At 33.7% G+C, this 13,644-nt stretch carries 12 protein-coding genes; all 12 read right to left on the reverse strand.

Features of this window, described 5'->3' with window-relative positions:
• Window positions 1-211: 211 nt before the first annotated feature.
• Complete coding sequence (locus PB01_RS14270; RefSeq protein ID WP_151700816.1) at window positions 212-2,149, reverse strand: UvrD-helicase domain-containing protein; 1,938 nt, start codon at window positions 2,147-2,149, stop codon at window positions 212-214.
• On the reverse strand, window positions 2,134-4,269 hold the full coding sequence (locus tag PB01_RS14275; protein WP_151700817.1) for an AAA family ATPase: 2,136 nt from the start codon (window positions 4,267-4,269) through the stop codon (window positions 2,134-2,136). Before PB01_RS14275 ends, PB01_RS14270 begins: the two co-directional genes overlap by 16 nt.
• Window positions 4,270-4,811: 542 nt before the next feature.
• Window positions 4,812-4,979, reverse strand: a complete 168-nt coding sequence (locus PB01_RS21095) for a hypothetical protein (RefSeq protein ID WP_192797364.1) — start codon at window positions 4,977-4,979, stop codon at window positions 4,812-4,814.
• Between the two features lie 160 nt (window positions 4,980-5,139).
• A complete protein-coding gene (locus tag PB01_RS14280; RefSeq protein WP_151700818.1) occupies window positions 5,140-5,568 on the reverse strand; it encodes a hypothetical protein in 429 nt (142 codons plus the stop codon).
• A gap of 204 nt (window positions 5,569-5,772) precedes the next feature.
• A complete protein-coding gene (locus tag PB01_RS21450; RefSeq protein ID WP_225986041.1) occupies window positions 5,773-6,849 on the reverse strand; it encodes a DUF6241 domain-containing protein in 1,077 nt (358 codons plus the stop codon).
• 204 nt (window positions 6,850-7,053) lie between these two features.
• Window positions 7,054-7,800, reverse strand: coding sequence for an HNH endonuclease signature motif containing protein (locus PB01_RS14290; RefSeq protein WP_225986042.1), 747 nt, complete (start codon window positions 7,798-7,800; stop codon window positions 7,054-7,056).
• Window positions 7,801-8,089: 289 nt separating this feature from the next.
• Window positions 8,090-9,334 carry a group II intron reverse transcriptase/maturase gene (ltrA, locus tag PB01_RS14295; RefSeq protein ID WP_151700211.1) on the reverse strand — a complete coding sequence of 415 codons (1,245 nt, stop codon included), beginning with the start codon at window positions 9,332-9,334 and terminating at the stop codon, window positions 8,090-8,092.
• A 519-nt stretch (window positions 9,335-9,853) separates the two neighbouring features.
• Window positions 9,854-10,690 carry a reverse transcriptase domain-containing protein gene (locus PB01_RS14300; protein WP_318837444.1) on the reverse strand — a complete coding sequence of 279 codons (837 nt, stop codon included), beginning with the start codon at window positions 10,688-10,690 and terminating at the stop codon, window positions 9,854-9,856.
• 1,105 nt (window positions 10,691-11,795) lie between these two features.
• A complete protein-coding gene (locus PB01_RS14310) occupies window positions 11,796-12,263 on the reverse strand; it encodes a YhfM domain-containing protein (protein ID WP_151700821.1) in 468 nt (155 codons plus the stop codon).
• A 224-nt stretch (window positions 12,264-12,487) separates the two neighbouring features.
• Window positions 12,488-12,748, reverse strand: coding sequence for a helix-turn-helix domain-containing protein (locus PB01_RS14315; RefSeq protein ID WP_151700822.1), 261 nt, complete (start codon window positions 12,746-12,748; stop codon window positions 12,488-12,490).
• A 139-nt stretch (window positions 12,749-12,887) separates the two neighbouring features.
• Window positions 12,888-13,268: an IolE/MocC family protein gene (locus PB01_RS14320; protein WP_225986043.1), complete on the reverse strand. Its 381-nt coding sequence runs from the start codon at window positions 13,266-13,268 to the stop codon at window positions 12,888-12,890.
• 111 nt (window positions 13,269-13,379) lie between these two features.
• Entirely contained in the window at window positions 13,380-13,634 is a 255-nt protein-coding gene (locus tag PB01_RS14325; RefSeq protein WP_151700824.1) for a hypothetical protein, read from the reverse strand.
• Between the last annotated feature and the right edge of the window lie 10 nt (window positions 13,635-13,644).

Below are 13,644 nucleotides of genomic sequence, written 5' to 3' on the forward strand. Positions count from 1 at the left end.
CCATTAGCCATCCATGTAGTGCTTTACCATAGAGGATAAGAATGGACCACTTGTACTTGATACCTTAGAGAATACTTAACTAACTTGCAGAAAGTAAGAACCGGTTAAAATACATATCACAAAACCCTAAAAAAAGAGCGTACGGTTTTAAGTGTACACTCTTCAAAACAATTATATTTGACATAACAATATAGGATACAGTAGTTAAATATTAATCTTCAACGCTAAATCCAATTCTCTCTAGCTTTCCAATGAAATTTTGTGAATATTCTTCTACATTAGCTTTTTTAATGAAGATCGTTAAATTTTTTTTTGCTCTTGAACATCCCACGTAAAAGAGTCTGTACGCAGATAAAACACCATATACAGTACTCTCTTTTAAACATTCCTTAATATTGGAGACATTAGGTCTTAAAAGATACTTATTGTAATGGCCTTCGTACAAACCCTTAAATATCAGATTGCCTTCAAAACGTTTGTTTAATTGCTCAATCCTATCGTTTAGAAATGTAGAGTGTGTATCATAACTATCTCTGTTTAGTTCTGAAATTTTACATCCTATATGGTTTACTGTATCCGCAACGCATTCATTGTACTCATAATAAAAAGACTCTAATGAATTCAAAGAAAGGTCTGTACTAGTCCAAAGTTTTAAAAATTTGTGCATATGGACTACAGGATTCTTAAAAGAATCTTCAGCTATAAAAAATACAGAATTATGGCTTTCTCCTTTTACACCATGTTGTGTAGATACTTTTGGATTGTTTAAATAATTCGAGAGTGCCTTAAATTCATTTAATCCAACCTCCAGGACTTCAGAATATTCATCACCTATCTCGTCAATATAGTTAGTTTTAAAAATGTTAGTTTTTCTAAGGGATATTAAAAAATCGTGTATTGAGTGTTCTTTATGGAAGGAATCATATATTTGACTTAACAGTATGTTAAAGTCAACTTTATGCTGATGACTAGTTATTTTACACATGTTTAAATCAAATATTTTGGAATTAATTTTTATATTGTGAATAATACTTCCAAGATTTGAATTCTTATAATGCTCCAAGACTTTTTCTACAAGAAAAAGTAATTTAAAAAGAGAATCTGAATTTTCATTTGTATTATCTGATAGGATATTAACTGCATTTAGTTGTTTTCCGTAGGAATATTTCTCCAGCCTGTTAAGTCGACTGTACAATTCACCTGCTCCTATAGAATTAAATCTTTGCTGATTTAATAAAAATAATAACAAAGCATCGGGATAAGAAGATTTTTCTATCTCTAGTCTATCATGAATATTGTCACACAATATCACTCTCGGTGGATGTGCAGGTATTATAGCCGAATTTTTAGAAGATGGACTTTGATAAAATTCTTCATCGTTATAAATATTATTTAGAACAGAAACAATATCTGGTATCGATCGGTGATTAATATCTAATTTTATCTCAGTATTTAAAGTTTTTAACTCATCTTCAAAAAACCCATCATAATTTTTGTATATTTGTTGCATCTTATCACCAAGAAAATATAGGTTGGAAGTGGTATCGATGACTGCTTTGTAAAACATTCTTAATACGCTGGAAGCTGAATCTTGGTATTCATCGATAAAAATCCTTTGATATTTTTGAGTGATCCTTTTTTTAATCTTTGGAAACTTATCAAAAATCTTTTCAGAGAATAATATTAAGCTATCGTGGGATAATCCTCCTTTGTATAAATGATCGTTTGCAGATTCGTTATAATAAATAGATTTTATATTGTTTTTAATAACTTCAAATGATAAAGTACCATGCTTATCAATATACCTCTGATTTCTAGCAGTTATGTTTTCTTTTTGTTTCTCATTCACTATATCGTTCCTAATTAAATCTCCAAAAACTTCAAAGTACAAATCTACTATTTCACTCTTAGAAAAATAAATATTTACAAAACTGTGAAGAAACGAGTGGATTGTACTTATATAAATACCTTTTGAATTTATATCTTTTTTAAGCTCTTCTGCAGCTCTTTTAGTATAAGTAATGCAGAGAATATTATTTTCAGGAAATTCTACTTTATGGCTTATAATCATGGACTTTATTTTAGTCGTTTTCCCACTACCTGCTGGAGCGTTGACTAAAAAGATATTATTTATTAATTCTGCAACCAATTTAATCCCTCCTCTATATAATCAGGAAGCATTTTTTCTATCAAACCGTTTAGAATAACAGAATACATAAAATCAGTCTTTCCATTTTCAGTGTGTTTCACAATTTCTCTAATACTGTACTTTTGATCCAAGTTTGAATCATCTGGTTCAAGAGTTTCAGGGGCAGATTCATCCCTTTTTGGCTTAACAGGTTTTGGAACAGTATATTTGAGCTTATCATTTTCTCTAAGTTGAATCCATTCATCTCTATTTTTTCTTTCTAAAACATTGAAGCCATAATGTTTAGCCAGCATGGCTTCTTCTAAAGTGCGTGCATAATCTTCTGTTTTTCCTTGATAATTAACTAGAGCTAGTCCTCCGAACAATTCATTTCCCCCAGTTTCTTTCCATTCATATAAATTAGGTACTGTTGGAGAATCGATTCCTGTTGACTCAAGGTAGTAACTATTAATAGTTGCATTTGTGGTTAAAGATGCTATTACTGCTTCTACAGTATCTGCATCTTTTTTATAATCTAAATCAGTTAAAATAAGTGTCTTGATATTGAGGAACTTAATTATTTCGCTATATTTATGTGCATATGCACCGCCAACCTGTACAAATGCTATATATTTCTGATTAAGCTCTTCATATTTATCCAGGGTCAATAACTTCCTTATAAGCAGCCTTTCTGTATCACCCTCGTATAAAATAACCCTATCTGCAAAAACTATGTCCGAAAATCCAATTTCATAAAACCAATTATAGAAATTATCGAGAGTGGCGTCACCGCTTATACTATCTTTAAACGATGAAAAGTCATAAATTTTACTTGCTAGATGATTTAATGGTCGTGAAACTCTAAGATTTTTCATCTCAGTTAGACGTACCATTTCTCCAGAATGAGTACTTATTAAGCCCTGAATCTTTTTCTCAAAAAAATATTTATTAAGATACTTACCAAAGATTCTTTGCATTTGGGGATGCATATGTGACTCGGGTTCCTCTACAACAAATATATTGACCAATAAGGGGTCTATTTTACGTTTATATGATTCTAGTTGCAAAAGAATATATATCATATTACTATATCCCAATCCTTGAGATGCCTCATTAAGATAATAACCTTCGTATTTATATTTTGTATTGGTTATTTGATTAAGTAGAGTAGTTATTGTATCTTCATTAATATCTATATCAAGAATCATGCTAGCTGTATTACCACCATTTGCAGTAGCAATAGTTTTAACTGCTTCGCTAAGCCCCTTTATGGATGCATCTCGCACTAAATCTATAATTTTCGCATCTTGTATAGGACTAAGTATCTTATCTGGTAAATCCGCTAATAAAGTACTAAAACTTTCATTATGTTTAGCAAGCTCCACCATATTTTTACTTAGACTCCTGTAATTCCCGTTATTTTGATCATCTAGGGATCTGCCTGCATTAATATATTTATAATTGAAAAGTCTTCTGAAAGTAGATAACTCAATCTCTACTTTGTTTGTATAGTCGCTATCGCTAAAAAAACATTTCTCAAGGATACTTGCTTCATATGTAGACAGTATTATCTCTTTAAATTGCTCAATTTTTAAAGTGGGGTCTTCTGAAGTATTTATTTTAATAAATCTATCCTTTAATTTTTTTAGATTAATTTCTAGTGCTTGACTAAAGGATATTTTAGTCGGCTGAAATAAGTGTTCAAAATAAACACTTTTATTATCTGGATTCAAATCCATAATAAAATCGGCAAAATTCCTAATATCGTCGCTTTCATTATAATCGACTCTAAATCGTATTGATGTCGCAGGAATAAGTAAATCTCCGCTACTAGTAGGTAAATTTGTATCAAATAATTTATTTACAATCATTTCTATTGTCGCTAATACATCTTGATTCTCTTCAAAACATTCTATAAATATAGGACATACTTTATCAACCCATTTTTTAGAAAGCTGAACGGGTATGTCTGAGATACAAAATGGAGTTTTACCATTTTGTAATATTGAGCCTATTAAATTTATCATAGAGGTCTTACCACTATTATTGGCACCCGCAAGCAAAGTAACTTCATCCGCCATAGAAAAAAATTCACCTTGAAATTTTCTATAATTTTGTATAGTTATTTCTTTCAAAAGCAATTTAAATAACCCCCATCTACATATTTAATTACATTTTTCAATTAATTACACTTTACCAGTAAATACCTGTTTTAGTATATAGCGAAAATTTATTGTCGGTTAATTTGTCGTATAATCACCTTATTTAAAGAAGAATTAATTGATATATTCTATTAATTCTTTTTTAAAAGCTTTGTTATTCACTAAGAAACTCAGTAACGAACTTTTTCTTTACTTTATCTCACTTGCTATGAAATCTTCTAAGATCCAATCGTCGGAATAGCAAATCTAATTTAATGTTTTAATAGAATTTAATTTTTTTAGTGTAGCTGTTTATTTGCTTTAATATGCTTAGCGAAGTGCACTTGCAAATTTTAAGTCTGATAAGCTTGAGGACGAATAATAAAAACAGGAGAACAAAATCATATTTGTTTTCCTGTTTTTTCTTTGTCTATTTTTTATAACTCGTCGAGAACACTCGTGAATATATTTTTGTATATAGATTGATTATTTCGGGAAGCGAATATTCAACTAAAGCACCCGTTAGCACAATAAGAAATTTCTTAATTCTTTTTTTGCAATAAGTCCAACTTTTCTTCAATACGATTTAATTGTTCCTTTTTGTATTTAGAAGAACGCCAAACTAGTAATAGAATTACGATGAAAAATGGTATAATTCCTAAAAAAATAACTGTCGAAATAATATCAATAATATTTAATCCTGTATCCAAATTTTAATTCCTCCTTTTAAATTATGATATTTATCCAATTTTAACATTAACTTGTTCAACTAACCTACCCCTTTATTTGAAGTACAATAACGGCTGTATCCTGACCATCCTTGTTCTACTAAAGCACCCGTTAGCTTAATAAGATTCTATATTAATTATATTAAAATACTTCAATCCAAATCTTAAAGTTACTATCACTCAACTCAATTATTTTAATTTCTTCGTTCAAAAATGAATGTTTATCTGCGAACCCCGCTTTGAATTTTTCAGTAACTGAACTTTGGTTAAGTCTATCAGCAGAAGGCATACCAATATTTTGGGCATCTGTTACTAACCATCTACCATCTACTTGTTCAATATTTGCCACAAATATTTCCTCACTGTTATTTATTGCCCCTTTATATACGCTTATAACTCTATCTTCGCCAATTTCGATTGTTTCATATATCTCCACTACTTCCGCATAACCTCCGTCTATATGAATTCGCTCCAATGCTTCTTTTGGAGTGTTTGATGAACTATTATTATTTGGCTGACAGCCTACTGTTAAAATTAGTAGAAAAATAAGTATGAATAAAAATCGATACATACAATCCACCTCCCCTTTACATGGATACGTACAATTTGTTTACAAGTTTCATTTTTTGTTACAAATTCAATCGTACTGCTTATTCCACTAAACTGCTGCGTTAGTAAAAAAAGCTCTACTCCTCATTGAAGTAAAGCACCCGTTAGCTTAATAGGTTCAACAAAAAAGCGGCAATCATCCTTCTTGAAGTGACCTCAAAACTAGTTAATTTATATAGATGTACGTTTCCATTTCCTGAACCTTTTTCCCGTCTAATTGGTGCGTGAACCCGAATGTTTCGCCCTTTCCGTCGTGATTTATTACAATGTCGATATCGTGAAGTAGTTCGGTGAAATACTTAAAAGATTTTTTCATTTCGTCATAGTTTTCTGCCGTTCCAATCCCTTGCTGATCGTTTACTGATATAACATAATCTAGATGGCTCATCCAAGTTTGAAGCATCATCAAATTTGCAAAGTCTTTTTGAAGGTCTTCACCTTGAACCCGAAAATATTTCATTTCCGTAATGAAACGCCTTGCCCTCGGGTAATATTCTTTCACATCAGTTGTTTTGGTAATATCTTCAGCGTGATAGGCAATCCAAGCTTCCAACGTTGGTTCTATTCCATAACTGTTGAAGCCTTCAGGCGTTGAAACGTCCTTCCAGGTCTTCGGGTCGCTGAATTCGGATTCTGTTTTATTATGTTTTTCTGTCGAACCAAAGACTTCATCTACCTGCTTAGCGAAAACTTGGAATATATAGTGTACCTCTTGTTCTTCTGTAGCGATACCTGTCGCTACACCACCAGTTTTGGACCCTTGAATACGCATCAAAACATTATGATCATTGTCAACTGTTGAAAAGTCACCCTTTTTCCAACGTTTTAATATATCTAAATATGTTTCATAATGTTCATATTTGTCTTTATTTTCTTCTACCATCTGTATCAAAATGTCGATTCTTTCTGGTGTTATCATAATTGAACCTTCTTTTTCACCAGCAATAATCTTTTGGTGCGCCATTTGTTGAATCACTTCTTCCACTAGATTGTCAACAAATGGTTCATTTCTACTTTTCCATTCATCAATCATCTTGGAATGAAAAGTATTTTCCCAACCAAATCTCGTATCCACTGTCGATACAAACTCTTTTTTTTCATCTTCTTTTGAACTGCTATCTACTTCATTTTCAACAACTTTAGAAGATTCTTTTTCATGGTTCTTTTCCAAAACATAATAAGTACCGCCTATACTCAACAAAGCCATTAAGACAACTAGACCTAAAACACGAATCCACTTCATTTCTGTTACCACCTTTTTAATAAAAATAGACCATCGAAAAGAAAGTCGCCATATTTAACTAAAGTTAGTAATAGGTAAGCATTTGAAGTTATCTCCAGCTTTTCCCCTACTCCGCACGGAACGTGATAGTTTCCCATCATTCCGCGTTCCATCTAGCGATGGTATTATTAATTATAAGTTTCAAGTTACTCTTATTGATTTGGGTTATTTGATTATTTCTAGCTCACATTTTTCTCGATATTTATTGATTTTCTTTAACATCGATTCAGTGATGCCCAAAAATTTTATGAGTGTATTCGCCTTAATTTTGTCGGTCATATGGATTAATTCGTGTACTTCTTTTTGGAGAATACGTAAATTATTGAATTTGTCGCTTCCACCAAGAGGCGTAGGTATATAATGGTGACAGTACACATTTTCTGCTTGTAGGAACATGCCAGTTATTTCACATTTTCCTTTTTTCATACTGTACCTACTAATCCGATTATCCATATATTCGACACTTCGTGTCGGTATTTTTGATTCCATTAACAATACTATTTCCTGTCTTATATTTTTACTCAGCCTTGCAGATATTTGTACTCGACCTTCTTCGGTAAATGGGGTTATACTTTGAGTAAAAGCAATCACATTTTTTGTTTTGATGACACCGAGAGGGAAGAGATATACCCCGGCGATTTTATACGTTTTAGATCCTAAGCTATAGAACTTTTTATAGACAGGTGGAGGGTTGTTAGGGTGTTCATATTTACCGATAGGTTTAAGACGATTGTACATAGATGCACCTATTTCATAGGCAAGGCGTGAGAACGCTATGTTGACGTGAGTAGCTCTATTAAAATAATTATGTAACCCTAAGACAAAACTATTAAAACGCAAGGCATTTTGTGCGGTTGGCGATGCTCGGAGTATTTTTATTCGTTTCTTTGCATCTGCCTTAATTTTCCGCATCTTTTCCGCTTTGACAAATGTATGTGCAACTCGCTTTTTTCTTTTACGATTGGCACGTATAGTGAAGCCAAGAAAAGCAGACTCATTCTTGCGTAAATTAATAATCTTCGATTTTTCTGGTGAAATATCAAGTTTTAAACGTTCTTTTAAATAAAGAGTAACTGCATGATACCATTTTTCAGCAGTTTTCCAGTCTCGACAGATGATTTTAAGGCAAGTAGACCACTGGAACCTCCCCAGTAGCCCCTCTCAGAACCGGACGTGAACCTCTCAGCTCATCCGGCTCCCATTATTCAGCCGTAGGCTTTATTCCTAGTTCCCAATGTTTGAAGAGCTTAGGATTCTGAACAGCAATCCTACCCATAAAACGTTCCGCATTTTTCTTATGACGAGCAAGTCTTTTATATTTCTTTCTTGCCCACATGATTAAGGCTTTATTAATATGCCTTAAACTAGAATACATTTCGGATTTGTAGAACTTTCCATAGTAATTAATCCATCCTTGAATAGCTGAGTTAAACATCATCGATAAGTCAAAGAGTTCTTTATTTGCCTTCAATTGCAGTTTCCAACCTCTTACTTTTTGCCGGATTGATTTCTTGGATTTATTGCTGATAGCGGGAGTGAAATTCACAAAGTGTTTTCCCCACCTGTTTTTCGACAGTCTCGGTCTAAACGTATACCCTAGAAAATCAAACGATATATTTTCATGCTCTTCTTTTCTATCTGCATCCTTACAATAAATAATTTTGGTTTTAGTTGGATGAAGTTCGAGCTTACATATATTCATTCTCTCGTTTAAAGATTCAAGCAACTTTTTCGCTTCATCCTCTGTCTGACAGTGGATGACTGCGTCATCCGCATATCTAGCAAATGGATTGTTAGGATGATTGATTGCCATCCATTTATCAAACGTATAGTGAAGAAATAAATTTGCTAATACCGGACTTATGACCCCACCTTGCGGTGTGCCAGAGATACGTTCTATTATTCCTTCTTTCGTTTGAAACGGTGCTCTTAACCATCTTTTGATGTATACCTTTATCCACTCGACTTTTGTATGCTTTTCTACCGCTCTCATTAATAAATCATGGTCTATATTATCGAATAAACCTTTAATATCGAATTCAAGTACCCAATTGTACTTCCAACATCTTTTCCGAGTGATCTCTAACGCTTGAATGGCACTTTTCTTCGGTCTGTATCCATAGGAATCTTCATGAAAGAATGGTTCTACCGAAGGTTCAAAATATAATTTCACTGTCATTTGTGCAATTCTATCCGACACAGTTGGAATTCCAAGTGTCCTTGTACCCCCAGCTTTCTTTGGTATTTCTACAGCTTTAACAGCTGGAGGAAAATAACTGCCAGATGACATTCGGTTCCATATTTTATACAGGTTATCTTTGAGATTTTCTTCAAACTCTGCTATGGATTGCTCATCAATTCCTGCTGACCCTTTGTTTGCTTTAACTCTTAGAAAAGCTTCATATACTACGTTTTTGGATATAACATACGACTTTGTTTTATGCATAAGTTCCTCCCAGTTTGTTGGTTGACTTGTTTATAAAACTGAATAATATAACCCCTTTGCTCCATCTCCGTTAGGAGATTTCATTGCTACTACGAGTTATTCCGCCCCTATACATGGCATTGGTACTCTGATTCTTGTGGGGCTTCCACTTGAAATCTCTCCCTTAGCATCCATGTCGTAGGTTCCCACGTTCCACACAAAAGCCTGTATTAAGTTCACGCCGCCTTTATACCGGTCACCGAACGGACAGTAAACAGGTTTCCTCCGAACTAATCCTGAGTTAACGACCCCCCTCAGTTTTGATGACATCTCTACGCTTTCGATACTTCATCAGCGGTTCAATGGTTTTCGTCTCCTTAATACATACCTGACAGAGTCATGCTCTGCCTTTTCCCCTAACGCTCAATACCATAGCTTTTGACTATAGCACCTTAGGGCGGTTTGCAATCTCTACCTGTATAGCGATTGCGAGAGGCCTTCTCTCATCTTATGTGCAGCATAGCTTACAAAGTTTACTTCTTAAGCACACTTCGTTTGCTTTCGTGGCACACGGTCATCAGCATACCTAACTATGTAGCCTTCTTTTAAGTGTGTGCGCTTTTTTGCGAGAAGTTGACCTTCTCTGGTCTTAAAAGATTTATGGAGAGGGAATAGTTCCCACTGATTCGCTACCCATTGGTCCAATTCATTCAGTACAATATTAGACAATAATGGCGAAATCAAGCCTCCTTGCGGAGAACCTTTTGTTGGAATACCTTCTCCATCTATTTCAGCTTTTAACATTTTGGATATACAGGCAAGAACCTGTCTATCTTGAATACCTAAATTCCATAGCTGCTTAATAAGTAAGGAATGATTGATATTATCAAAGAACCCTTTGATATCAACGTCTACAACGTAATGAAGTTTCGACTGATTAACTAGAAATTGAATTCTTGCCATTGCATGATGAGTAGACCGTTGAGGTCTAAATCCGTAGCTATGATTATAAAAATGAGCCTCTGCAATAGGTTCTAAGACTTGCTTAAAACACTGTTGTATAATTCTATCTAGAATACATGGAATACCTAATGGTCGCATCTTGCCATTATCTTTTTCGATCAGTTTACGTCTAACTTTCTTTGGGCGATAATTATTAAGCTTACTTTGTATTTCTTCTATTAATTCGTTCTCTGATTGTTTCTCTATGTCTACAATAGTTTTACCATCTGTTCCAGGGGTCTTCGACCCTTTATTTGACTTAATTGTTCGATACGCTAATAAAATGTTATTCCTCGACGTGATGATGTCGTATAGAGAGTGGAATGATTCTTTATCTTTGGCTCGTTCATGTAAGTCTGTAAAGGTATCTGTCATCCCATAATAATCCCAATATCGGAGAGCTTGCACTGTGGCATCATTCCTCTTTGAAGTGATGTTCCCACGTTCTTACCCGACCGGTGCAATGCACAATTGAAAAATAATTATTACTTATCACTAGACTTGGGGCTGTTCCTCCACCTCCATTACAGAGGTATCACTGGTCGTACCCCTACCCTCATAAGGACAAATACATTTCACCATAAGGCTTATAGCAACCGTTTCGGGTGACAGCCCTTGAATCAACGTTCCTTACTTTCCAAGTACCTTTCAACGTAGCTATACATTCTAAACGTAGGTGCTTCCTTTAAGCCTGTGAACTGGATACCGCCATTGTTCGGTATAGTGTATTTCAGAGGGTGCATTTTTACTTTACACCGTTCACCCCATCGTTTGATGGTACACAAGTTTCCTCATGTTCTAACTTTAGACCCGTACCTTCGGAAAATTCGTCAGTTCCTTTTCATGGGAACTATTCTCACCATATCTAGTTTTTCAGCCATGCGGTCTATCCTTCGGCATACCTTTTCCTTAAGAATGGCTTTAGCCTAGTTCAACCGAATCTACCTGTGCTTCACACCCCATAACCAGTCAATCAGGACGCATGCAGGAGTATTGATGGGATAGTTTCAGGAAACATGGCTCCATCATTCCTATCCTCCGTTGTAAAGTTAAAATTTATTTTTATAAATCTCCTGTATTTTCACGCCAGAAGGCGCTTATAACAGAACTTGTCGCGCGCACCCGTTAGTTTAAGTACATTTATTCACATACTTATAAAACTACTTTATTATTAAGGCTGTTTGTATCCTTTAAGTACTTCACTGTTAGTATTTCTCGATCTTTATTTTTATTTTCATTTTTATTTTTTCTTCGCTAATTTTTACTGTTTCTGTTTCAGAAACATTCTTAATAGAATCTTCAACTATTTGTTGAATCAACGTATCATCAATTTTTGCATCCTTCGGGAAACCTACTGAAACTGTTATTTCATCAGTACCACCAATGCTTATCTCAGCGTGTCAAAAGTCCAGTTATACAACAGTTGAAAGTCTAAGAAGTGCATAAGAAAAGACCTTAATTTAAGGTCTCGGTTTAACTGCTATTCCATTAAATCAATTATCTTGTTAGTTGATTCTTCTGGGAGAATATAAATGGTGTGTGTATCATCCGTTTTCATTAAGGTGCTTTCTTCAAACAAACCACCCAACCACAGATGAAAACTTTGTTTGTCTTCATTTTCATAGACAATATCCACATAAAACTCTGGATTAGCCATATTTACTATGCCATTTTCTTTTACAGCACTTGAAAATACGCTTCTCAAAACTCCAATAGAGAAATCATCATCAAAAACGGTTGCACTATTTCCTTTTGATTTTGAAATGCTGACCTTTTTAATTTCTCCATCAAGTATCAGTATTTCATTATCTTCTGGTTGTTGTTCTGATGGCTCCTGTTCAGTGGTTTCCTTATCTGAATTTATTATAGTACTATCCTTTGATTCGCAACCTAGAAGGATAACGGACATAAAAGCCAATGATAAAACAAGCAACATAATTTTCTTCATATACTATTACCTCCAATCGTATTATATTTACTATTCAAGTTAGACGAATCAAGTCCTTTTAATGTTTCAAAATTTATTCTATTTTAACAATTGTTAAATCTTATACCAATTTTTATTAAATAACAACAATCTTTATGAAAACAGCCTAATATTATTCAACTAAACTGCTGCGTTAGTTGAACAAGCACTCTCTCTTTTATTACGCACTATGTTCGAACTGTGAACTAATCCTTTTCCATTACAATCTTTAATCTGTATCCTAATGCTTCTGCTAATTTATATAAAGTCGAAAATGATGGTATATCAACACCATTTTCTATTCTGGAAATAGTCTTTTGTGCTACACCAGATAACTCTGACAATTCTCTTTGCGACATCTTTCTACCTGTTCTTTCTTCTGTTAAATCACCAACAAGTTCAAGTTTAGCGTATAATTCACCATCAGTTTCTTTCAAATCTTCTTTGATTTCTTCAAAAGTACTCATAAAATATTCACTCCTTCGTGGTTTATGTCAAATGCGACATAAAAAAATACTTCTCTTATTCAACTAAACTGCTGCGTTAGTTCAATAAGAAAAAAGAGTTACCTAAGCACCCCCACCTTCATAAGGAGCAATTACACCTTTAATGAGCTTTAACTTTTAAATCATTGCCTGCATCTTTTTTACCTTCATATATTACATTATCCTCATATGACAAATCGAAGTCCGCATTGTAGATGTCCCAAATATCATTATTGTTTGAATGAGTTGCTATAATGTCTAATATTTTCTTAAACTGATTAGTTGCTTCTTCATTTGTAGGAGGCTCTTTGAGGAGAAGCCTAAACTTAATAATTTTTTCCCCGTCAAACGCTGAAACGCATTCAATACCTTCCTTCTTAAATTCCTCCTCTGATTTTGTTAGTGCTTCACCAATATTTATCTTAGGATGTTGGTTACATCCACTTAAAAAGAAAGATAAAAATAAAATAACAAATACAAATTTTGAAGAATTTTTCATCACTGATAATCTCCTCCATTAATTTAACACCAGAATTTTGTATTCTACTAAACTGCTGCGTTAGTAAAAAGGGCTTTACTCCTTATTGAAGTAAAGCACCCGTTAGCTAAAAAACTATCTTTTATCAGAGAATATTTTAATCGTCCCAAATACTAATAAAACTAACCCTAGAATTAATAAGATACCCACGAAGAAATTATCAAAGATACCAGGCATACTAGGTTCACTAGGAAACGAACCACTCCCATTCAGTCTCACAGGAAAACTTTCACTAGCGTATTGAAAGACAGAGATAAATCTTTCCACAGTAAATAAAATCCCACTTAATGCTATTAGTCCAATTCCCGAAAAAAAACTAATCTTCCCCATTTTTCCGTCC

The sequence above is a fragment of the Psychrobacillus glaciei genome, assembly GCF_008973485.1.
In the GTDB taxonomy this organism is placed as follows: Bacteria; Bacillota; Bacilli; order Bacillales_A; family Planococcaceae; genus Psychrobacillus; species Psychrobacillus glaciei.

Excerpts from the sequence above, each read along its gene's own strand:
- PB01_RS14280 (WP_151700818.1), bottom strand. The coding sequence starts at position 5,568 with ATGTATCGATTTTTATTCATACTTATTTTTCTACTAATTTTAACAGTA.
- PB01_RS21450 (WP_225986041.1), bottom strand. The coding sequence starts at position 6,849 with ATGAAGTGGATTCGTGTTTTAGGTCTAGTTGTCTTAATGGCTTTGTTG.
- PB01_RS14290 (WP_225986042.1), bottom strand. The coding sequence starts at position 7,800 with ATGCGGAAAATTAAGGCAGATGCAAAGAAACGAATAAAAATACTCCGA.
- ltrA (WP_151700211.1), bottom strand. The coding sequence starts at position 9,334 with ATGCATAAAACAAAGTCGTATGTTATATCCAAAAACGTAGTATATGAA.
- PB01_RS14300 (WP_318837444.1), bottom strand. The coding sequence starts at position 10,690 with ATGACAGATACCTTTACAGACTTACATGAACGAGCCAAAGATAAAGAA.
- PB01_RS14310 (WP_151700821.1), bottom strand. The coding sequence starts at position 12,263 with ATGAAGAAAATTATGTTGCTTGTTTTATCATTGGCTTTTATGTCCGTT.
- PB01_RS14315 (WP_151700822.1), bottom strand. The coding sequence starts at position 12,748 with ATGAGTACTTTTGAAGAAATCAAAGAAGATTTGAAAGAAACTGATGGT.
- PB01_RS14325 (WP_151700824.1), bottom strand. The coding sequence starts at position 13,634 with ATGGGGAAGATTAGTTTTTTTTCGGGAATTGGACTAATAGCATTAAGT.